Source organism: Bradyrhizobium sp. 62B (genome assembly GCF_030272265.2).
Classification (GTDB): domain Bacteria; phylum Pseudomonadota; class Alphaproteobacteria; order Rhizobiales; family Xanthobacteraceae; genus Bradyrhizobium.
On the sequence record NZ_CP092841.2, the window covers coordinates 2,197,711 to 2,217,911 of the forward strand.

The 20,201-nt window shown below is 64.7% G+C and carries 18 protein-coding genes; 11 read left to right on the plus strand and 7 right to left on the minus strand.

The genetic code is table 11. The annotated features are described in order from the left end of the window. Positions 1-43 precede the first annotated feature (43 nt). From ML401_RS10435 to ML401_RS10460, 6 genes are all read left to right on the plus strand, one after another. A complete protein-coding gene (locus ML401_RS10435; RefSeq protein ID WP_246776495.1) occupies positions 44-1,228 on the plus strand; it encodes an NAD(P)/FAD-dependent oxidoreductase in 1,185 nt (394 codons plus the stop codon). A 1-nt stretch (position 1,229) separates the two neighbouring features. Further along, positions 1,230-3,941, plus strand: a complete 2,712-nt coding sequence (locus tag ML401_RS10440) for a nitrate reductase (RefSeq protein WP_285811868.1) — start codon at positions 1,230-1,232, stop codon at positions 3,939-3,941. A gap of 289 nt (positions 3,942-4,230) precedes the next feature. After that, positions 4,231-5,127: an SMP-30/gluconolactonase/LRE family protein gene (locus ML401_RS10445; protein ID WP_285812657.1), complete on the plus strand. Its 897-nt coding sequence runs from the start codon at positions 4,231-4,233 to the stop codon at positions 5,125-5,127. Positions 5,128-5,135: 8 nt separating this feature from the next. Further along, positions 5,136-5,975, plus strand: a complete 840-nt coding sequence (locus ML401_RS10450; protein WP_285811869.1) for an aldo/keto reductase — start codon at positions 5,136-5,138, stop codon at positions 5,973-5,975. A gap of 188 nt (positions 5,976-6,163) precedes the next feature. After that, on the plus strand, positions 6,164-7,105 hold the full coding sequence (locus ML401_RS10455; protein ID WP_194408224.1) for a DMT family transporter: 942 nt from the start codon (positions 6,164-6,166) through the stop codon (positions 7,103-7,105). A 60-nt stretch (positions 7,106-7,165) separates the two neighbouring features. Further along, complete coding sequence (locus ML401_RS10460) at positions 7,166-8,245, plus strand: zinc-binding dehydrogenase (protein ID WP_285811870.1); 1,080 nt, start codon at positions 7,166-7,168, stop codon at positions 8,243-8,245. 4 nt (positions 8,246-8,249) lie between these two features. Here ML401_RS10460 and ML401_RS10465 read toward each other — a convergent pair whose 3' ends face one another. Further along, entirely contained in the window at positions 8,250-8,711 is a 462-nt protein-coding gene (locus ML401_RS10465) for an Lrp/AsnC family transcriptional regulator (RefSeq protein ID WP_097659511.1), read from the minus strand. Between the two features lie 134 nt (positions 8,712-8,845). Between ML401_RS10465 and ML401_RS10470 the strand changes: the two genes are divergently transcribed. Continuing rightward, on the plus strand, positions 8,846-11,209 hold the full coding sequence (locus ML401_RS10470) for a transketolase (protein ID WP_285811871.1): 2,364 nt from the start codon (positions 8,846-8,848) through the stop codon (positions 11,207-11,209). A 337-nt stretch (positions 11,210-11,546) separates the two neighbouring features. Further along, positions 11,547-12,977: an aldehyde dehydrogenase family protein gene (locus ML401_RS10475; protein WP_194406927.1), complete on the plus strand. Its 1,431-nt coding sequence runs from the start codon at positions 11,547-11,549 to the stop codon at positions 12,975-12,977. Positions 12,978-13,203: 226 nt separating this feature from the next. Here ML401_RS10475 and ML401_RS10480 read toward each other — a convergent pair whose 3' ends face one another. Beyond that, complete coding sequence (locus ML401_RS10480; RefSeq protein WP_212065352.1) at positions 13,204-14,184, minus strand: SMP-30/gluconolactonase/LRE family protein; 981 nt, start codon at positions 14,182-14,184, stop codon at positions 13,204-13,206. A gap of 90 nt (positions 14,185-14,274) precedes the next feature. Between ML401_RS10480 and ML401_RS10485 the strand changes: the two genes are divergently transcribed. Further along, positions 14,275-15,099, plus strand: a complete 825-nt coding sequence (locus ML401_RS10485; protein ID WP_194406929.1) for an NAD(P)-dependent oxidoreductase — start codon at positions 14,275-14,277, stop codon at positions 15,097-15,099. Between the two features lie 70 nt (positions 15,100-15,169). Here the strand turns inward: ML401_RS10485 and mddA are convergent, their stop codons facing one another. The 4 genes from mddA to ML401_RS10505 all read right to left on the minus strand — a co-directional run bounded on the left by mddA (position 15,170) and on the right by ML401_RS10505 (position 16,861). Then, positions 15,170-15,943: a methanethiol S-methyltransferase gene (gene mddA, locus ML401_RS10490; protein ID WP_285811872.1), complete on the minus strand. Its 774-nt coding sequence runs from the start codon at positions 15,941-15,943 to the stop codon at positions 15,170-15,172. A gap of 66 nt (positions 15,944-16,009) precedes the next feature. Continuing rightward, a complete protein-coding gene (locus ML401_RS10495) occupies positions 16,010-16,261 on the minus strand; it encodes a hypothetical protein (protein ID WP_376717353.1) in 252 nt (83 codons plus the stop codon). A gap of 2 nt (positions 16,262-16,263) precedes the next feature. Next, on the minus strand, positions 16,264-16,503 hold the full coding sequence (locus ML401_RS10500; protein WP_285811874.1) for a hypothetical protein: 240 nt from the start codon (positions 16,501-16,503) through the stop codon (positions 16,264-16,266). A gap of 52 nt (positions 16,504-16,555) precedes the next feature. After that, on the minus strand, positions 16,556-16,861 hold the full coding sequence (locus ML401_RS10505) for a nickel-binding protein (RefSeq protein ID WP_285811875.1): 306 nt from the start codon (positions 16,859-16,861) through the stop codon (positions 16,556-16,558). A 152-nt stretch (positions 16,862-17,013) separates the two neighbouring features. On the opposite strand from ML401_RS10505, the gene ML401_RS10510 reads away from it, so the two are divergent. Continuing rightward, the gene (locus tag ML401_RS10510) at positions 17,014-18,807 is read left to right on the plus strand and encodes a winged helix-turn-helix domain-containing protein (RefSeq protein ID WP_285811876.1); all 1,794 of its coding nucleotides are present in this window, start codon (positions 17,014-17,016) and stop codon (positions 18,805-18,807) included. A 197-nt stretch (positions 18,808-19,004) separates the two neighbouring features. Continuing rightward, complete coding sequence (locus tag ML401_RS10515) at positions 19,005-19,415, plus strand: hypothetical protein (RefSeq protein ID WP_285811877.1); 411 nt, start codon at positions 19,005-19,007, stop codon at positions 19,413-19,415. 39 nt (positions 19,416-19,454) lie between these two features. On the opposite strand, the gene ML401_RS10520 is transcribed toward ML401_RS10515, so the two are convergent. Continuing rightward, positions 19,455-20,135, minus strand: a complete 681-nt coding sequence (locus tag ML401_RS10520; protein WP_285811878.1) for a GntR family transcriptional regulator — start codon at positions 20,133-20,135, stop codon at positions 19,455-19,457. Positions 20,136-20,201: the final 66 nt, after the last annotated feature.

Here is a 20,201-nt window from a genome sequence, read left to right on the forward strand (position 1 = left end):
GAGATGCCTCGTGAGTGAACCGCTGGTCATCGTCGGTAACGGTATGGCGGCCGCGCGTCTGGTCGACGAGCTCGCCAAGACCTCACTCGGCCGCTACGCGGTCGCCGTGATCGGCGAGGAGCCGCGGCTCGCTTACAATCGCGTGCTGCTCTCATCCGTGCTGGCCGGCGAGACCGGCTCGCACGAGATCGAGCTCCGGCCGGCGGACTGGTGGCGCCATCGCGGCGTCACCGTGCGCTACGGCTATCGCGTCAGCGAGATCGACGTCGGCCGCCGCGAGTTGAAGATCGACGGCGAAGAGAGCATGGAATATTCCAAGCTGGTGCTCGCCACCGGCTCGACGCCGCTGCGGCTGAACGTGCCGGGCGCCGATCTCGCCGGCGTGCACACGTTTCGCGATACGCGCGACGTCGACCTTTTGCTGACGCTGGCCGCGGCCAAGAAGCGCGTCGTCGTCGTCGGCGGCGGCCTGCTCGGGCTTGAAGCAGCCTATGGCCTTGCCAAGGCCGGCGCGCCGGTGACGCTGCTGCATCTGATGGACCGGCTGATGGAGCGCCAGCTCGACGGGCCGGCTGCCGATCTGCTCAAGACGCTGGTCGAGCGCAAGGGCATCCGCATCCTGCTCAACGCTTCGACCGCCCGGATCCATGGCGATGGACATGTCGAGGCCGTCGAGCTTGCCGATGGCAGCCGTATCGAGGCCGACGCCGTGATCTTCGCTGCCGGCATCAAGCCGAACGTCGCGCTGGCCAAAGAGGCGGGGATCGCCGTCAACCGCGGCGTCGTCGTCAACGACGTGATGCAGACCTCCTCGTCCGACATTTTCGCACTCGGCGAGTGCGCCGAGCATCGCGGCACCTGCTACGGCCTTGTCGAGCCCGCTTATGAGCAGGCACGGGTGCTGGCGCGGCACCTGGCCGGCCGGCCCGCCGCCTATCAGGGCAGCGTGGTCTCGACCAATCTGAAGGTGTCCGGAGTCAGCGTGTTCTCCGCCGGCGACTTCATGGGCGGGGAGGGCAGCGAGAGCCTCGTGCTGACCGACCGCAGGCGTGGCACCTACAAGAAGCTCGTGATCGCGGACGGCCGGCTCACCGGTGCGGTGCTGATCGGCGATACCGTCGATGCGCTCTGGTATCTCGAGCTGATCCGCAATCGCGACAAGGTCGCGGCCATCCGCACCGACATGATGTTCGGCCGTGCGCTCGCGCTACCTTCGAAAGCGGCCTGATATGACGGCGATCGATCCCACGCTCCGCGCCACCAAGACGACCTGTCCCTATTGCGGCGTCGGTTGCGGCGTGCTGGCGACGCCCGACGGCAGGGGCGGGGCGGCAATCGCCGGCGATCCCGATCATCCTGCCAATTTCGGCCGGCTCTGCTCCAAGGGCTCCGCGCTCGGCGAGACCGTCGGGCTGGAAGGCCGTCTGCTCTATCCGATGATCCGCTGCAAGGGCCTATTGGAACGCGTCGCCTGGAGCGATGCGCTCGATCATGTCGCCCATCGCATGCAGCACATCGTGGCCCGCGACGGCGCCGACGCGGTCGCGTTCTATCTCTCCGGCCAGCTGCTGACCGAGGACTATTACGTCGCCAACAAGCTGATGAAGGGTTTTGTCGGCACGGCGAATGTCGACACCAATTCGCGGCTCTGCATGTCGTCGTCGGTTGCCGGCCATCGCCGCGCCTTCGGCGCTGACACCGTGCCCGGCTGCTACGAGGATCTCGACCAGGCCGATCTGCTCGTCTTCGTCGGCTCGAACGCGGCCTGGTGTCACCCGGTGCTGTTCCAGCGCATGCTGAAGAACCGCGGGGAGCGCGGCGCGCGCATGATCGTGATCGATCCGCGCCGCACCGACACGGCTGATGACGTCGACCTGTTCCTGGGGCTCAAGCCCGGCACCGACACCGCGCTGTTCTCCGGCCTGTTCGTCCATCTCGCCGACAATGGCGCGCTCGATCAAGACTATATCGCGCAGAACACGAGCGGTTTTGACGACGCACTGGCGCGCGCGCGGAGCATTGCCGGCAGCGTCACCGCGACTGCGCTCGCCACGGGCCTCTCCGAGCAGGACGTCGCGACCTTCTTCAAGATGTTCCGCGACACCGGGAAGGTCGTCACGCTCTATTCGCAGGGCGTCAACCAGTCGGCGCAGGGCACCGACAAGGTCAACGCGATTCTGAACTGCCATCTCGCCACCGGCCGCATCGGCAAGCCGGGCGCCTCGCCGTTCTCGCTCACCGGTCAGCCCAATGCGATGGGCGGCCGCGAGGTCGGCGGCCTCGCCAATATGCTGGCCGCGCATATGGGCTTCACGCCGCCCGACATCGACCGTGTCAGGCGGTTCTGGAAGGCGCCACGCATCGCCACCCATGAGGGGCTGAAGGCGGTGCAATTGTTCGAGGCCATCAATCGCGGCGAGGTCAAGGCGCTCTGGGTGATGGGCACCAATCCCGCGGTTTCGCTGCCGGATGCGGACTTCGTGCGCGAGGCGTTGAAGAAGCTCGAGCTGTTCGTGGTCTCCGAGAACGTGCTGTCCAACGACACGGTCGAGGCCGGTCCGCATGTGCTGCTGCCGGCGCTGGCCTGGGGCGAGAAGTCGGGCACGGTGACCAACTCCGAACGCCGTATCTCGCGACAGCGCTCGTTCCTGCCGGCGCCGGGCGAGGCGCGCCCCGACTGGTGGATCCTGAGCGAGACCGCAAAGCGTCTCGGCTTCGGCGACAGTTTCAACTACAAATCCGCCGCCGATATTTTCCGCGAGCATGCCGCGCTCTCGGCGTTCGAGAACGAGGGCGGCCGCGATTTCGACATTGGCGCGCTGACCTCGCTCTCCGACGAAGCCTTCGACGCGTTGAAGCCGGTGCAGTGGCCGGTGCGCGAAGGCGGGGCGCCTGGCGAACGCTTCTTCGCGAGCGGTGGCTTCTTCACCAATGACGGCAAGGGTCGCTTCGTCGCGCCGGAAGTGCCGGCGCTGCGCAGCGAGACCGGACCATCGCGTCCGCTGCGACTGAACACCGGACGCATCCGCGACCAGTGGCACACCATGACGCGCACGGGCCTCAGCCAGCGGCTCGGTGCGCATCTGCCCGAGCCGTTCGTCGAGATCCATCCCGATGACGCCAGCAAATATGGCATCGTCCATGACGGCTACGCCCGCATCACCACCGACTATGGCCAATGTATCCTGAAAGCGGTTGTGAGCGATCGCCAGCAGCGCGGCGCTCTGTTCGTGCCGATCCACTGGAGCGCGATGAATGCCTCGCACGGCCGCGTCGGGGCGCTGGTGCAGTCGTTCACCGATCCGTTCTCGGGGCAGCCGGAATCGAAGGCGACGCCGGCCGCGATCGCGCCCTATGAATACGTCTTCCGCGGTTTTGCGCTGTCGCGACAGCAGCTCGATCTGCCGCCGAACCTGATGTGGACACGTGTCACGGTTGCCGGCGGTTTCGGCTATCTGTTCGCCGACAATGCGGACCTGTCGCGCTGGCCGGCCTGGCTCGACGGCGTCGCCGGCGAGGATGTCGCCGAATATCGCGATTTCGGCGGCGGTATCTATCGTGCGGCCTCTTTCACCGGCGATCGGATCGAGGCTTGTCTGTTCGTCGGCCCCGGGCATGACGCCGGTGACTGGGAGGTGGTCAGAACCGCCTTTGCGGCCGATCACGTCACCGACGAGCAGCGCCGTATGTTGCTGTCGGGCAAGTCGACGGAGGGGGCAGCCTCTGCCGGACCGATCGTCTGCGCCTGCTTCGGCGTCGGCCGCGGCACCATCTGCGACACCATCGCCGCTGGCGCGCGCACGGCGGCCGAGATCGGTGCGAAGCTCAAGGCCGGCACCAATTGCGGCTCCTGCATCCCCGAGTTGAAGCGCCTGATCGCGACGACGGACGTGCCAGCGAAAGAGGCCAAGCTCGCGCGGGCCGTGGGGTCGGTTTCCTAGGGCGGTTTAGCGCAGCGTAACCCACCGCTCTTCCTCTGCCGAAATGACGGTCTCGTGCCCCGGACGCAGCGCAGCGTCCCCTTGACGGTGCGCTGCAGAGCCGGGGCCCATGTTGCCTCGAGTGCTGGGCTTTTCCGGGTCCCGGCTCTGCGCCGCAACGCTGACGCGTTGCAGCGCGTCCGGGACAGGAGAGTGAGCGGCGATTCCGCCGCGCCTTCGCCCCATTCGACGCGCGCTCGATTGTGCCTTATGGTGCCGCGCGCTCCCCTCAACAATCACAACAACAATGATGTACCTGGAAACGCCGCCGCGTCTGATCGAGCCGAAACTCTTCTCCGCCATGCCCGAACAATTCCGCCGCAAGGGCGTGCGGACCGATTGGGCTGACGCCAACCGGCCGGGCATTGCCACGGACAGCTTCATCGAAGGGCCATCCTTCGATAAGGACGGCAACCTTTACGTCGTCGACATTCCCTTCGGCCGCATCTTCCGTATCGCGCCTGACGGCGAATGGTCGCAAATCGCTGAATATGAGGGATGGCCGAACGGGCTGAAGATCGCGGCCGACGGCCGCGTCCTGGTGGCCGACTACATGCACGGCATCATGGAGCTCGACGTCAAAGCCGGCCGCATGACGCCGGTCCTGACCGCGCGCAACTCGGAATCCTTTCGCGGCTGCAACGATCTGCATCTCGCCTCCAACGGGGACATCTATTTCACCGATCAGGGCCAGACCGGATTGCATGATCCAAGCGGCCGGGTCTATCGGTTGGCGTCGAACGGCCGGCTCGATTGCCTGATCAACACCGGCATCAGCCCGAACGGCCTGGTTCTCGACGCAACCGAAACCGTGCTGTTCGTCGCGATGACGCGCGACAATGCGGTGTGGCGGTTGCCGTTCATGAAGGATGGCAGCGTGTCCAAGGTCGGCCGCTTCTGCTCGCTGTTCGGCACCAGCGGTCCCGATGGGCTGACCATGGACGCCAAGGGCCGCCTGTTCGTCGGCCATGCCTCGCTCGGCCACGTCTTCGTGTTCGCGCCGAACGGTGAACTGATCGCGCGGATCAAGTCATGCGCGGGGCCGAACTGCACCAACGTCGCGATCGGTGGCGCCGGCAAGGATCGTCTCTATATAACGGAGTCGTCGACCGGCAGCGTGCTGGTGGCGGATATCAGTGGACTGTGAGCTCTGACATGAACACCAAATCCTTCGGCAAGACCGGCGCCGATGTTTCCGTGATCGGGCAGGGCACCTGGTATCTCGACCACGGCGACCGCAACCGCGCGATTGCAGCGCTTCAGCGCGGGCTCGATCTCGGCATGACGCATATCGACACCGCCGAGATGTATGGCGATGCGGAGCTCGTCATTGCCGATGCCATCGCGGGACGTCGCGATGAGGTGTTCCTGGTCTCCAAGGTGTTGCCGAGCAACGCCTCGCGCCGCGGAACCGTCACGGCTTGCGAGCGCTCGCTGAAGCGGCTGAAGACCGACCGTCTCGATTGCTATCTGCTGCATTGGCGCGGTTCCTATCCGCTCGAGGATACCGTCGCCGCGTTCGAGGAGCTGGTGAAGGCTGGCAAGATCGGGTCTTGGGGCGTTTCCAATTTCGACGCCGACGATCTCGACGAGATTCTCGCCGTCGCCGGCAAGGGGCGCATCGCCTGCAATCAGGTGCTCTATCATTTGAAGGAGCGCGCGATCGAGCACGCGGTGATCCCGTGGTGCGAGCAGCATGGCGTCGCGGTGGTCGCCTATTCGCCGTTCGGGCACGACGACTTCCCGGACGCGCGCAGCAAGGGCGGAGCGGTGCTGGCAAAGATTGCGGAAGCGCGTCGCGCGACGCCGCGTCAGGTCGCGCTGAGCTTCCTGACCCGTGCAACTACGGTGTTCGCGATTCCGAAGGCCTCGTCCGCGGAACATGCCGCCGAGAATGCGGCGGCCGGCGACCTCGTGCTGACGAAAGACGAGATTGCGGCGCTCGATGCGGCGTTTCCGCGCGGCCCGAAGCCACGCAGCCTGCCCATGCTGTAACGCACAAACGCCCATTGTTAACGGAGCATTGACACGCGCGGCGGCTCGCGCATATCGGCATCCTGTTTTCGGAAGTTGTGAACTCGGCGCATTTGTCGTTTTTTACAACTGCTCTCGATTCGCATTTTGCCCGGGTTCCAGCCGTGACACCGCCGCCCGCCGTAGCCGCAAGGCTCGACAGTATTCCCATGCCCGCCCCGGAGAAGAAGCAGGAGGCTCGCCGTGCGCCCGCGCGCGTCGATCATCCCTTCAAGGGCATTGCGCTGGTGCTGCTGTCGACGGTGTTTCTCGGCACCTCCGACGTCACCGCAAAATACCTCTCGACCAGCCTGCCGTCGATCGAGATCACCTGGATCCGCTTCGTCACCTTCGCGCTGATGTTTACGCCGGTAATGCTGCCGGGCTCGCCGCTCCACGCGATGCGCACCGATCGCCTCGGCCTGCAATTGATGCGCGGCGCCGCGCTGCTCGGCTCGTCGCTGTTCTTCATCACGGGCTTGCGCTTCTTGCCCATTGCCGAAGCCTCCGCCACCGGTTTCGTCTCGCCGCTTTTCGTCACTGCGCTGTCGATCATCTTTCTCAGCGAGAAGGTCGGCATGCGGCGCTGGATCGCCACTGCGATCGGCCTGACCGGCGTGCTGATCATCCTGCGCCCGGGCACGAGCGCGTTTCACGCCGCCGCATTCTTCCCGATCATCTCGGCATTCTGCTGGGCTGCCGCGCTGATCCTGACGCGCATGATGAGCGGCCGCGAAGCCGTGCTCACCACCATGGCCTATTCCGCGCTGACCGGCGTTGCGATCCTGTCCGTGATGGTGCCGTTCGTCTGGGTCACGCCGAGCTGGACCGCGATCGGTCTCGGCATCGTGATCGGCGTTGCCTCCACCGTCGGCCAGTGGATCATCGTGCTGGCCTATCGCTACGGCGATGCCTCGGTGCTGGCGCCGTTCTCCTACACGCAACTGCTCTGGGTCAGTATTCTGGGCTTCTTCATCTTCGGTGAGGTGCCTGATGTCTGGACCGTCGTCGGCGCCGCCTTCATCGTCGCCAGCGGCCTCTACATCGCCCATCGCGAGCGGGTCCGACGGGCCCAATTGCTGGTGCTCGAAGAGCGTTCCCCGAATCCCTGACGCAAGTCGCCCCGCCTGCTTCGTGCTATCAATGGCTCCAACGAAAAGGGGAGGAGCCGGATGCGCGCTGCGATTTTCAGGAACGGTGAGATTGTCGTCGGCGAGATGGCCGAACCCAAGCCCGGGCCCGGCCAGGTGCTGGTCAAGACGCTCGCCTGCGGCATCTGCGGCTCCGACCTGCACGCGCGCCAGCACGCCCATCGCATGGCGGAGATGGCGCGGAAGACCGGGCGCAAGCCGATGGACCTCACCCGCGACGTCGTGTTCGGCCACGAATTCTGCTGCGAGATCGTCGGCCATGGCCCCGGCACCGCGCGCAAGCTCAAACCGGGCACCCGCGTCTGCTCGCTGCCGGCGCTGGTCACGCCCGGTGGTATCGAAGGCATCGGCTATTCCAACGACAATATCGGCGGCTATGCCGAGGCGATGCTGCTGAGCGAAGCGCTGCTGCTCGAGGTGCCGAACAGTCTGGCGCCGGAACACGCGGCGCTGACCGAGCCGCTCGCGGTCGGGGTCCATGCCGTGGCGAAAGCCAATATCCGCGGCGGCGAGGTGCCGCTCGTGATCGGCTGCGGCCCGGTCGGGCTTGCGGTGATCGCCGCGCTGAAGCTGAGGGGACTGCATCCAATCGTTGCGGCCGACTATTCACCGGCACGGCGCGCGCTGGCAGCCAAGCTCGGCGCCGACATCGTCGTCGATCCCAACGTGTCGCAGCCCTATGCGACCTGGGCCGAGCACGCCCAGATGTCGGAGGCCGAGAAGGCGGCGCGGCCGCCGTTCCAGGCCATGCTGCCGGCGCTGAAGCCTGCGATCATCTTCGAATGCGTCGGCGTGCCCGGCCTGCTGCAGCAGGTGTTCGAGGGCGCGCCGCGTGACGCGCGTATCGTCGTTGTCGGGGTCTGCATGGAGAGCGACAGAAACGAGCCGATGCTCGGCATCATGAAGGAGCTCAACGTCCAATACGTGCTCGGCTACACGCCGGAGGAATTCGCTGCCTCGCTGCGCCTGATCGCGGAAGGGCAGGTGGACGCGGCTGCGATGGTGACGGCGGAGGTGGGCCTGGACGGCGTCGCCAGGGCGTTCGCGGATCTCGCCAATCCCGAGGCGCACACCAAGATCATCGTGCAGCCGTGGCGGTGAGGGGCTACACCGGCAGCGCGATCGAATACTTCACCTGGCTGAGCGCGAAGCTCGATTCGATCGAGGCGATGCCGTCGAGCCGGGTCAGCTTGGTCTTCAGGAACGTCTCGTAGGAGGCGAGGTCGGCCGCGACGACGCGCAAGAGATAGTCGCGGTTGCCGGTCATCAGATAGCATTCCAGCACCTCGTCCCATTTCGAGATCGCGCGCGCGAAGCGGTTGAGATCCTCTTCCTTCTGCCGCGCCAGCTTGATCGAGATGAAGACGCTGACATGCAGGCCGAGCGCCTTCTGGTCGACCGTCGCGACATAGCGCGAGATGACGCCGCGCTCCTCCAGCAGCTTGACCCGGCGATGGCAGGGCGAGACCGATAGCCCGACCTTGTCGGCGAGCTCCTGCATGGTCAGCCGGCTGTCGGCCTGGAGATGGCTGAGGATCTTGCGGTCGATGGCATCGAGCTCGGGCATTGGGATGAAACCTGTCATTGGGGCGTTCGGTTGGTAAAATATCCCAATATCGTCAGGTATGGCGCGAAAAATTGAGAAGTTTGGCGCCGCTCGCAGGCGTATCATCGAGCCACCTGTTTTCCGGGAGCATTGCCATGCCCGTTGATTCCGCCCGTCTGGACACATTGACAGCGCTGGCCCGCAAGGCGCTCTGGCTGTCGTCCTGGACCATCCACCACGCCAACCACATCCGCCCCAGCGCGGACGGACTCAAGGTCGGCGGCCATCAGGCCTCCTCGGCCTCGCTCGCCACCATCATGTCGGCGCTGTACTTTAGCGTGTTGCGCCCCGAGGATCGCGTCGCGGTGAAGCCGCATGCGAGCCCGGTGTTCCATGCCATCCAATATCTGTTCGGCCGGCAGAGCCGCGAGAAGCTGGAGAACTTTCGCGGGTTCAAGGGCGCGCAGTCCTATCCTTCGCGCACCAAGGATGTCGATGACGTCGATTTCTCCACCGGCTCGGTCGGCCTCGGCGTGGCGCAGACGCTGTTCGCCTCGCTGGTTCAGGACTACGTGAAGGCGCATGGCTGGATGAAGGACCGCCGCGAAGGGCGGATGATTGCGCTGGTCGGCGACGCCGAGATGGACGAAGGCAACATCTTCGAGGCGCTCGCCGAGGGCTGGAAGCACGGCCTGCGCAACACCTGGTGGGTGGTGGACTATAACCGCCAGTCGCTCGACGCCGTCGTGCGCGAGGGGCTTTGGGAAAAGTTCGAGACCATGTTCCGCAATTTCGGCTGGGACGTCGTCATCGTCAAATACGGCCGTCTGATGCGTGAGGCGTTCGCGGAAGCGGGCGGCGAGGCGCTGAAGCGCTGGATCGACAATTGCCCGAATGCGCTCTACGCCGCGCTGTGCTTCCAGGGCGGCGCTGCGTTCCGCAAGCATCTTCATGATGAGATCGGCGACCAGGGGCCGATCACTAGGCTGATCGACAGGCGCAGCGACGACGAACTGCTGGCGCTGATGTCGAACCTTGGCGGCCACGACATGGCGAGCATGCTGGAGGCATTCGAGTCGATCGACCACGACCGCCCGGTCTGCTTCATCGCCTACACCATCAAGGGCGTCGGCCTGCCGTTCCAGGGCCACAAGGACAACCATGCCGGCCTGATGACGGTCGCGCAGATGGAGAAATATCGCGACAGCCAGAACATCCGGCCCGGCCACGAATGGGACAAGTACGAGGGCCTCGCACAATCCGCGGCCGAGTTTGACGCCTTCCTCGCGCGCGTGCCGTTCAACCAGGACGGCCGCCGCCTGACCGCGCCCGTCATCGAGGTCCCCCAGCAACTTGCGTTCAAGCCGACGCCGCAGATGTCGACCCAGCAGGGCTTTGGCCTCGTGCTGAACGAGATCGCCCGCGGCGACAGCGAGCTGGCGAGGCGCATCGTCACGACCTCGCCCGACGTCACCGTCTCGACCAATCTCGGCCCCTGGGTGAACCGGCGCGGCCTGTTCGCCAGCGCCGAGAAGGCGGACTTATTCCGCAGCGAGAAAATTCCATCCACCTACAATTGGGACGCTTCGCCAAGAGGCCAGCACCTCGAGCTCGGCATCGCCGAGATGAACCTGTTCATCATGCTCTCGGCGCTCGGCCTGTCGCACCAGATCAACGGCGAGCGGCTGCTGCCGGTCGGCACGCTCTATGATCCCTTCATCGAGCGCGGCCTCGATGCGCTGAATTACGCCTGCTATCAGGATGCGCGTTTCATGGTGGCGGCGACGCCGTCGGGCATCACGCTCGCGCCCGAAGGCGGCGCGCACCAGTCGATCGCGACGCCCCTGATCGGCATGGCACAGGACGGGCTCGCCTCGTTCGAGCCGGCCTTCGTCGACGAGCTTGCCGTGATCATGGGTTGGGGCTTTGAGCACATGCAGCGCGATCCGGGCGAGGGCGGCTCGGTCTATTTGCGGCTCTCGACGCGCAGCATCGAGCAGGCGCAGCGCATCATGACACCGGAATTGCAGCAGGGCATCACCGACGGCGCCTATTGGCTGCGCAGGCCTGGCCCGAATGCCGAACTCGTGATCGCCTATACCGGCGCGGTCGCGCCCGAAGCGATCGAGGCCACCGGATTCATCGGCGAGAGCCGCCGCGACATTGGCCTGCTCGCGATCACCTCGGCCGATCGTCTCCATGCGGGCTGGACCGCCGCGCGAAAATTGCGGCGGGACCGGCGCGGCGTGCAGCATCTCAGCCATATCGAAAAGTTGCTGGCGCCGTTGCCGCGCGACTGCGGCATCGTGACCGTGATCGACGGCCACCCGTCCGCGCTCGGCTGGCTCGGCAGCGTCCGCGGCCACCGCGTCGAGGCGCTCGGCGTCGAGCAGTTCGGCCAGACCGGCAGCATCGCCGACCTTTATCGGCACTACGGCATCGATGCGAATGCCATCATCGACGCGGCCGAAAGCCTCACCACCGGCGCCCCGGTGCTGCATCGGAAGATGGCGGTGTAGTCGAGGTACCCGGCTGCATGGGCCCCGGCTCAGCAGGCGCATCACTGAAGAAGTGCTGCCATAGCGCGTCAAAGACGCGCGTAAACGCGCTAATGGCGTCCAAGGCACGAGAGTATTTGCACGCGTTCTAATTTCGTGTCCCGGGCGCACTGCGGCGCGAGGTGCCGCGGTGCTGAACCGGGACCCATGGCTGCGCTTGCCTCGGTTCAAACCAAGTCCCATATTCCGCCCGTCCGCCGCAACGCTGGCCCCGCATATGGCGGGTTCAATTGCCGGCGCTTTCGTGCAAGGATGCCTGCCGAAACGCCCCCACCATGCCCCCAAGAAGAGGTTAACGATGGTCAATCGCATGCAATTCTACATCGACGGCGCCTGGGTCGATCCCGCCGTCAAGAAGTCGACCGCCGTAGTCAATCCCGCGACGGAAGAGGCGATGTACGAGGTTGCGCTAGGCTCCAAGGCCGACGTGGACAAGGCGGTTGCCGCCGCCAAGCGCGCCTTCGCGACCTTCTCCCAGACCAGCCGTGACGAGCGCGTCGCGCTGCTTTCGAAAGTCATCGAGGTCTACAAGGGCCGTCTCAAGGAGATCGGCGCCGCCGTTTCCGACGAGATGGGCGCGCCGCTGCCGATGGCGGAGAAGCTGCAGGCCGGCGCCGGCCTCGGCCATCTCATGACCACGCTCGACGTGCTCAAGAACTATCATTTCGAGGAGCCGGTCGGCACCGCCATGGTGCTGCGCGAGCCGATCGGTGTGGTCGGCATGATCACGCCCTGGAACTGGCCGCTGAACCAGATCGCCTGCAAGGTCGCGCCCGCGCTTGCCGCCGGCTGCACCATGATCCTGAAGCCATCCGAATTCACGCCGACCTCGGCGCTGATCTTCGCGGAAATCCTCCATGAAGCCGGCGTGCCCAAGGGCGTGTTCAACCTCGTCAACGGCCTCGGCCCCGAGGTCGGCGCCGCCATGAGCGAGCACCCCGACATCGACATGATCTCCTTCACCGGCTCGACCCGCGCCGGAATCGATGTGGCGAAGCGCGCTGCTCCCACCGTGAAGCGCGTCAGCCAGGAGCTCGGCGGCAAGTCGCCGAACGTCATCCTCGAAGGTGCCGACCTCACCAAGGCGGTGACCGGCGGCGTGATGCACATGTTCAACAATTCCGGCCAGTCCTGCAACGCACCCTCGCGCATGATCGTGCCGGCCGCGAAGATGAAGGAAGTCGCCGCGATCGCGAAGGCCGTCGCCGACAAGACCAAGGCCGGTGATCCCCGCGCCGAAGGCACCACCATCGGCCCCGTCGTCAACCGCGGCCAGTGGGACAAGATCCAGGGCCTGATCAAGAAGGGCATCGACGAGGGCGCAACGCTCGTCGCCGGTGGTCCGGGCCTGCCCGAAGGCGTCAACAAGGGCTTTTATGTCCGCCCGACCATCTTCGCGGACGTCACGCCCGACATGACGATCGCCCGCGAAGAGATCTTCGGACCGGTGCTGACCATCATCGGTGCCAAGGACGAAGCCGAGGCGGTGCAGATCGCCAACGACACGCCGTACGGTCTTGCTGGCTATGTCACGGGTGCGACGGTCGAGGACGCCAAGCGCGTCGGCCGCCAGATCCGCGCCGGCAACGTCAACCTGCAGGGCGTGCCTAACGACCGCACCGCGCCGTTCGGCGGCTACAAGCAGTCCGGCAACGGCCGCGAGTGGGGCAAGTACGGCCTCGAGGACTTCCTCGAAGTGAAGGCGGTTGCCGGCTTCAACGCGGCCTAAGCGCACGCGACTGACTGACATGACGCCGGAGCGGGCAACCGCTCCGGCGTTTTTTGTTGATCTCTCTCTCTCTCTCTCTCTCGTCATTCCGGGGCGTCGGGTAGCGACGAGCCCGGAATCCATTTGTCCGCAGCCTCTGCTGCACAACGGATTCTCAGGTGCGCAATTGCGCACCATAGCTCGTGCCGCAGACGGCGCGCCCCGGAATGACGCCGGAGAGAAGCGCTTATCCCCCCAACGCTCCCTGCGTGTTCACATACAGCGCGTAGATCGACTGGCTCGCCGCCATGAACAGGCGGTTGCGCTTGACGCCGCCGAAGCAGAGATTGGCGCAGCGCTCGGGTAGCGCGATGCGGCCGATCATGACGCCGTCGGGCGCGAATACCACGACGCCGTCGAGCTCGGGATCGCCCATGCCCCAGCCGCACCAGAGATTGCCGTCGATGTCGCAGCGCATGCCATCGGGCGTGCCCGGGCCCGCGTCGATATGAACGCGCTTGTTGGAGATCGTCGTGCCGTCAGCCGAGACGTCGTAAGCGAGGATCTTGCGATTGGGCACACCGCGGGATTCCACGACGTACAGGATCTTCTCGTCCGGCGAGAAGCACAGCCCGTTCGGCCCGAGCACGCCCTCGGCGACGATGGTTGCCTTATTCGTCGCGGGATCGAACCGGTAGACATTCGGCTCGATCTCCGGCTCGGCCTTGTAGCCCTCGTAATTGCCGAGCAGGCCGAAGGTCGGATCGGTGAACCAGATCGAGCCGTCCGATTTAACAACGACATCGTTCGGCGAGTTCAACCGCTTGCCGTTGAATTGATCCATCAGCACGGTGATGCTGCCGTCATATTCGGTGCGCACCACGCGCCGACCGCCATGCTCGCAGGTGACGAGCCGGCCCTGCCGGTCGCGCGTGTTGCCGTTGGCGAAATTGGAGGGTTTGCGGAACACGCTGACCGCGCCGGTCTCCTCCTCCCATTTGATGATGCGCTGGTTCGGAATGTCGCTGCAGAGCAGATAGCGCCCGTCGCCGAACCACACGGGACCCTCGGCCCAGCGCAGGCCGGTCGCGAGCCGCTCCACCGCCGACAGCTTCAGCCAGTATTTTTCGAAGCGGGGATCCAATGCCCTGATCGCGGGGTCGGGGTAATAGGTCGCTGGCCGCCAGCCTTGGCCGAAATCCGGGGAGTGGGACGATGCCTCATTCATGTCGGTTCTCTCGTTTCGTTCCCTCTGGACAATTCTGCTATCATTAGAGACACGTGACCGCAAATCGGTCACTAACGGCGAGGGACGACAATGCCGCGTATCTTGATGACGGGAGCTTCGGGCGGAATCGGCACGAGCCTGCGAAAACTGCTGCCGCCGATCTATCCGGATCTCCTGCTCTCCGATATCAAGCCGCCGGCCGATCTCGGCGCGAATGAAAAATTCAAGGCGGCGGACCTCGCCGACCTCGCGCAATGCGAGGCGATCTGCGAGGGCGTCGACGGCATCATCCATTTCGGTGGCTATTCGGTCGAAGGCACCTGGGATCAGATCCTCCAGGCCAACATCATCGGTGGCTACAACCTGTTCGAGGCCGCCTACCGCAAGGGCGTCAAGCGCGTGGTGTTCGCCTCGTCGAACCACGCCGTCGGTTTCTATCCGCGCCACCACAAGATCGGCACCGACGTGACCCCGCGCCCCGACGGGCGCTACGGCGTCAGCAAGGTGTTCGGCGAGGCCGTCGGTGCGCTCTACGCCGACAAGCATGGGCTGAAGGTGACGTGCCTGCGCATCGGCAATTTCGGCGACATGCCGCTCGACCAGCGCCGGCTCTCGATCTGGCTCAAGCCAGACGACCTCGTGCAGCTCTGCCGCATCGGGCTCGAGCATCCCGACATCCATTTCGAAGTGTTCTACGGCGCCTCCCTTAACGAGCGCGCCTGGTGGGACAACCACCGCGCCTACGAGTTCGGCTACCGCCCCACGGGCCGTGCCGAAGATTTCCGCGAGCACGCCATGGCCGAGCAAGCCAAGCTGAAGCCGGATCCGGTCGGCGATTATTTCCAGGGCGGCACGTTCTGCAGCATGGAGTTCGATGCTGATCCGAGCCGGATCATCGATTGGAAGAAGCGGTAGGCAGCGCGCTCGACATGGTGAGAGCGGCCAAAGCTCTGCCTGGCCGCTCTCACCGGACGTTCGCGCGGGATCAGAACAGGCAGGGGATCAACATCGCCACCTTCTGCCTGTAGTGCCGGTACTGATCTCCGAACAGGGTGACCAGGTCGCGCTCCTCCAGCCAGATGCCGACGAAGATGTAGGCCGTCGTCACCGTCGCGAACAGCATGTGCCCAAGGGTCATGGTGGGCGTCGACCAGAACGCGATGATGAAGCCGAGATAGATCGGATGCCGGATCAGGCGGTAGAGGCCCGGCGTCCTGAATTTCATCGGCTCGGCAAGCCGGCCTGCAAAGTGGCTGACGACTTGCGTTAGCCCGAACAATTCGAAATGGCTAATCAGGAACGTGCTGTACAGCACGATCAGCCAGCCGGCGAAGCTGCCGGCGACCGCGGCGTAAGCTGCCATCGGCGTCTCGATCTCCCAGACGATGGCCGTGATCGGCCGCCATTGCCAGAACAGCAGGACCAGGCTCAGGCTTGCCAGCAGCACATAGGTGCTGCGCTCGAGCGCGGGCGAGGCGAAGGCGGCGAACAGCTTCTTGAAGCCCTGGCGCGCCATGCCGCTGTGCTGAACGGCAAACAGGGACATCAGCGCGAGGTTGATCAAGAGGGCCTGTCCGGTCGAGGCTGTCGCGCCGCTGTTGATCGTCTTGGGCACGACGAGCTGCGCAATGAAGCCGACAGCGTAAAGAAAAGTCCCGAAGAAGATGAGATAAGCGAGCACGCCGTAGCCAAGCACGAAGCTTCGTGCCGCCAGCGAGCTTGTGGTCTGAGCTGGTCCGTTATGCAGGGTGATGGACATGATAAGGTTCCGATCTTGTGGTGGACATTGAATGGCTGAGTTGGGGGCGTGCCACTGTTGCCTTCGTCACATTGCAAGGACTGTCGGGACCATGGGCGCCTTGCATTTGCCGGGGCTTTTCCGGGCGTTTGCGGCACTCGCCGCCTCGGGCCGAAGGTCGTCTGACGTCGTTGCGGCCGAAGCCAGAACCAGCGACATCATGATGGCGCCGATTGTCCCGATCGCCAGCGCGGCGGTTCTCAACTTGAAATTTCCGAGCATGGAAATCTTGAAATCGGAGGTCCTGGCTCCGGCCTCGGGGTGGTTGAAGGAATTCATGACTATGTCCTCGAAATGAAATCGTTGTGGGGAATGCAAATGCTCTGCAGCGTGTCTCGAGCCGTGCTGTGGTCGTTGGCTGTGGTGCTGCACCCCTTCGCGAACTGCATTGCGGCCTTCTCGCGGTTCGCCAGCATGCTGGCGACAGACCGATTGATGAGCCGGCGAAACCGCAGCAGGATGGCGGCGAGATGTCGCTGCAAAGGGCTTGGCGCGGGCGGCGCCTGAGACTGAACGGACATTTCCTTATCCTTTCGTGGACTCACGAGACGATGACGGCGCCCGCGCTGATTGCTATTCGGCGGCAGCCGTCTGCGGTGTGGGATCGTCGCGGATGACCACGGTCGTGGCGACCTTGTAGAATTCCTCGCCCGGCATGCCGACGCGCCGCGCATGCTCGCGGATCGACTCCCCGTCGCGCGCTTCGTAGATGCAGAAGGTGCCGATGCGCCCGTCGGCCTCATGGACCACGTAGCTGCGGATCCAACGGACGCGGTCGGACATCTGTTCGTTGCCGATCCGCGCGGACTTCGCGCCGGCGGCTTCCAGTTCGTTCAGGTTCGCCCAGGCGCTCGGGCGGCGAATGACATAGAGTTCCATCAAACATCTCCTCAGGGGTTGTCGCCTGCGGGTTGAGAGCGACCCAGGCCGTGAGGAGCTATAGGCGCGGCTAGCGCTGACCGTCCTTACCGCGGGCTGATCATTGCCTGATCCTTGTCTGAACCTTTTCGACCTTGCCTGGACTTAACGATATGACCCTCAGGTTTGGACCCTTCGAGCTCGATGAAGAGGGCCGTGCGCTCATCCATGCGCAGCGGGAAGTCCCGTTGCAGCCGCGTGTGTTCGATCTGCTGGTCTACCTGACCCGCAACCGCGACCGGGTCGTCACCAAGGCAGAGCTGCTTGATACCCTGTGGCCTGACGTCACCGTCACCGACAATTCCTTGCAACGTGCGGTGAGCATGCTGCGTGGCGTGCTGCGCAAGGGTGGCATGGATGGCGCCGTCCGGAATATGCCGGGCAGGGGTTATCGTTTCTGTATCGAAGGCGTATCGGAGCTGCAGGTTGCCGCTCCCGGGGCGAGGGATGAGCAAGCTCCGGACATGCGGGCGCAAGCGCAGCGTGCCGCTGCCGCGCAAGCCTGGGACGAAGCCGCAGCACTGTTCGAGGCGGCCGATGCCGTTCAACCGCTCGAGGGCGCGGACTTGCATCAATGGGCGCTGGCCCTGCAGTGCACCGGCAAGGCCGATGCAGCCCTTCCGCTCTTGGCTCGCGCGGTTGCCGCCCATACCAGAGCCGGCAACGTGCCGCTGGCTGTCGTCGATGCCGTCACACTCTCCGGCTTGCACTTCGAGCGCGGCCAGGCGGCGATTGCCAAGGGGTGGCTGGCGCGGGCGGAGGATTGGGCCTGTGAAGTCGAGGATCCCGCCACGACTGCGCTTATTCTTTGGATGAAGTCGAAGGTCGCGGCGTTCGAAGGCGAGCCCGAACAGGCGCTTTCGCTTGCCGATGTCGCGTACAGCACGGTCCGGCACAAGAACGCTCTTGGCATCGAGGCCCTGAGTCTTGCTTATCGCGGGTTCTACCGGCTGTGTCTGGGCGATACACGCGCAGGACTGGCGGATCAGGACCTCGCCGCTGCGATGGCACTCTCCAGCGGCGATATCGATCCAATCATTGGAGGCATCCTCTACTGCAACATCCTGTGGGCGGCGCGGATGTTCGGAGATTGGGCGAGGGCCGACCAGTGGACGCTGGGCTATCAGAAATATTGCACCGAGAGCGGGATGGAATTAACCGGCTCCTGCCAGCTTCATCGGTCAGAAGTCCTTGGCGTCAGGGGCTCGCTCGGCGAAGCCCTGTCGCGCATTCAAGATTCGCTGGCACGGCTGACCAGTGATGCACCATGGGCGACCGGCGATGCCAATCGCGTGCTCGCTGACATTCAGGCTGCGATCGGGAATGACGACGCCGCGCTCGAGGCCTACGAAAAGGCCTATGCCCTCGGTTGGTGTCCCGAGCCCGGCCGCGCCATGCTCTTGCTGGAACGTGGCGAAGCCGAAGCCGCCTACAGCAGTCTCGAGCGTAGCTTGATCGGAAAATCCTGGTGGACCCTGCAGCGGCGAGGAATATTGTTCGCGCATCTGGCGCTCGCCGCCGCGCATACAGGCCGCCATGAGCAGGCCCGGGAGTTGATCGAAGAGCTTTCCGGAAGTCCCGACCGATGGCCGATGCCGTCGATCCGGGCATTGACGAATGAAGCGCAGTCGGTGCTCGCGCACGCGCGCGATGACTATGAGGCAGCGCTGCGACATCTGCATCTCGCCCGGCAATTGTGGTCGAGCATCGACGGGCGAGTGCAGGCCGTCAGGTTGAGATTGCGGATCGCGAAGCTGCAATTGGCTCATGATGATGTGCGAGGCGCATCAGCGGAGATTCACGCAGCCCAGCTCGCGGCTGGCGAACTCGGTTCGCGGAAGTTCGAGGCTGCGTGTGCGGCTTTGCGAGGCGAGGCCGATACGCGAGCGACGGGACGAGCTGCCTAGCGACCGTCGCGATACTTGCCCAGCCTTGTTAGCGGCATAGATTTTTCGTTCAGGTCAGCACGCGCCGCCGCTTGCCTTGGTGTCCCATCCCTTGATGTGGATCAATGGTGCTCCTGTCTTTTGGCTTTCGATCTGCAATCGTAATTCAGAAACGGTTGCGTTGATGACGACGCAAGGACGGCAGCGAAGTCACGACAATGAAACTCAAATTGTCAGTTGCAATACTCGCGATGATCGTCTCCAGACCGGCGCAAGCCGCGACGCTCACCGACGCCGAGGCAGCGTTCCTCGATCAGATGGTCATCGCATCTGTGGTGCTGGAACAGCGATGTGACGGTTACGAGGTTGATGGCAGCGGCAGCGTTCAGCTCGGCGCCCGGCTGCTCGGCAGTCCGGATGCGGCGATGGCCATGATCGACGCCTATGCCGCGGCCATCAAGGCCCGCGATGGCGAGAGCTACGATCCCGCTAAATTCCGTCCCGAGGTGTCCGATGCGGCCAGCAGAACGTTCAGGCATGTTCGGACGGACTTGATCAGGAACCCGAAAAGGGCCTGCGCCGAATATGGCGAGGCGGGCGTGGATCGCGGGCTGTTGAGGCGGTATTGAAGGGGTCTTCGGCGTCATTCTAACCACAGCTCGACCGATCTACGCGCGAGCTCCTCCAATCCTCCCCAGATAATCCTTCTTGCTGAACTGCATGTGGTCCACGCACAGCTGCGCCAGCGCCCAGCTGTCGCGGCCCCGCAGGAGCTCGATCATCATCTCGTGCTGACGACGTGATTGTGCGAGGCCGTCGCGATCGGCGAGGTTCTTCGCCCGCATCGGTAGTGTCAGGTTCATGTAGTCCTGCAGCGAGCGCACCAGATAGGGATTGCCGCAGGCGGTGAACAGCGCGAGGTGAAAGGCATCGTTGGCTTCATGGATGCCGCGCAGGTCCTGCGCATCCGCCTTGGCGCAATATTGCCGTTGCAGCGCGGTCAGCTCGTCGATCAGGGCTTGCGGCGCGGGCAGTGGGATCATCAGCGCGGCCTGCCGGGTCAGCATCTCCCGGACCTCGTAGATCTGCCGGACCTCCTCGGCGGAGTAGAACCGCACGGTGGCGCCGACATTCTTCTCGCGACGGACGATGCCGCGTCGTTCCGCGTCCACCAGCGCCTGGCGCACGAAATGGCGTGAGGTGCGATAACGCGACATCAGCGCGTCCTCGGTCAGGCGCGCGCCCGGTGCGAGACGGCCGAAGATGATGTCCTCCTCCAGCCGCGCGACGACGTTGTCCGGGTCGTCGCGCCGGACGGGCATGCTGTCTGCGGTATGAATGTCGGACATGCCCTCGGCCTCCGGCTGCGGCCGGTCTGCCCTGTGGAGCAGGGACAAGGCAGATTGTCAATAATC

What these genes read in the sequence shown, in the direction of transcription:
- ML401_RS10485 (WP_194406929.1), top strand. Translation starts at nt 14,275, where the DNA reads ATGCCGCGTATCTTGATGACGGGAGCTTCGGGCGGAATCGGCACGAGC.
- ML401_RS10465 (WP_097659511.1), bottom strand. Translation starts at nt 8,711, where the DNA reads ATGCCCGAGCTCGATGCCATCGACCGCAAGATCCTCAGCCATCTCCAG.
- ML401_RS10500 (WP_285811874.1), bottom strand. Translation starts at nt 16,503, where the DNA reads ATGTCCGTTCAGTCTCAGGCGCCGCCCGCGCCAAGCCCTTTGCAGCGA.
- ML401_RS10445 (WP_285812657.1), top strand. Translation starts at nt 4,231, where the DNA reads ATGTACCTGGAAACGCCGCCGCGTCTGATCGAGCCGAAACTCTTCTCC.
- ML401_RS10460 (WP_285811870.1), top strand. Translation starts at nt 7,166, where the DNA reads ATGCGCGCTGCGATTTTCAGGAACGGTGAGATTGTCGTCGGCGAGATG.
- ML401_RS10450 (WP_285811869.1), top strand. Translation starts at nt 5,136, where the DNA reads ATGAACACCAAATCCTTCGGCAAGACCGGCGCCGATGTTTCCGTGATC.
- ML401_RS10505 (WP_285811875.1), bottom strand. Translation starts at nt 16,861, where the DNA reads ATGGAACTCTATGTCATTCGCCGCCCGAGCGCCTGGGCGAACCTGAAC.
- ML401_RS10440 (WP_285811868.1), top strand. Translation starts at nt 1,230, where the DNA reads ATGACGGCGATCGATCCCACGCTCCGCGCCACCAAGACGACCTGTCCC.
- ML401_RS10435 (WP_246776495.1), top strand. Translation starts at nt 44, where the DNA reads ATGGCGGCCGCGCGTCTGGTCGACGAGCTCGCCAAGACCTCACTCGGC.
- ML401_RS10455 (WP_194408224.1), top strand. Translation starts at nt 6,164, where the DNA reads ATGCCCGCCCCGGAGAAGAAGCAGGAGGCTCGCCGTGCGCCCGCGCGC.
- ML401_RS10510 (WP_285811876.1), top strand. Translation starts at nt 17,014, where the DNA reads ATGACCCTCAGGTTTGGACCCTTCGAGCTCGATGAAGAGGGCCGTGCG.
- ML401_RS10520 (WP_285811878.1), bottom strand. Translation starts at nt 20,135, where the DNA reads ATGTCCGACATTCATACCGCAGACAGCATGCCCGTCCGGCGCGACGAC.
- ML401_RS10480 (WP_212065352.1), bottom strand. Translation starts at nt 14,184, where the DNA reads ATGAATGAGGCATCGTCCCACTCCCCGGATTTCGGCCAAGGCTGGCGG.
- ML401_RS10495 (WP_376717353.1), bottom strand. Translation starts at nt 16,261, where the DNA reads ATGAATTCCTTCAACCACCCCGAGGCCGGAGCCAGGACCTCCGATTTC.
- ML401_RS10515 (WP_285811877.1), top strand. Translation starts at nt 19,005, where the DNA reads ATGAAACTCAAATTGTCAGTTGCAATACTCGCGATGATCGTCTCCAGA.
- ML401_RS10475 (WP_194406927.1), top strand. Translation starts at nt 11,547, where the DNA reads ATGGTCAATCGCATGCAATTCTACATCGACGGCGCCTGGGTCGATCCC.
- ML401_RS10470 (WP_285811871.1), top strand. Translation starts at nt 8,846, where the DNA reads ATGCCCGTTGATTCCGCCCGTCTGGACACATTGACAGCGCTGGCCCGC.
- mddA (WP_285811872.1), bottom strand. Translation starts at nt 15,943, where the DNA reads ATGTCCATCACCCTGCATAACGGACCAGCTCAGACCACAAGCTCGCTG.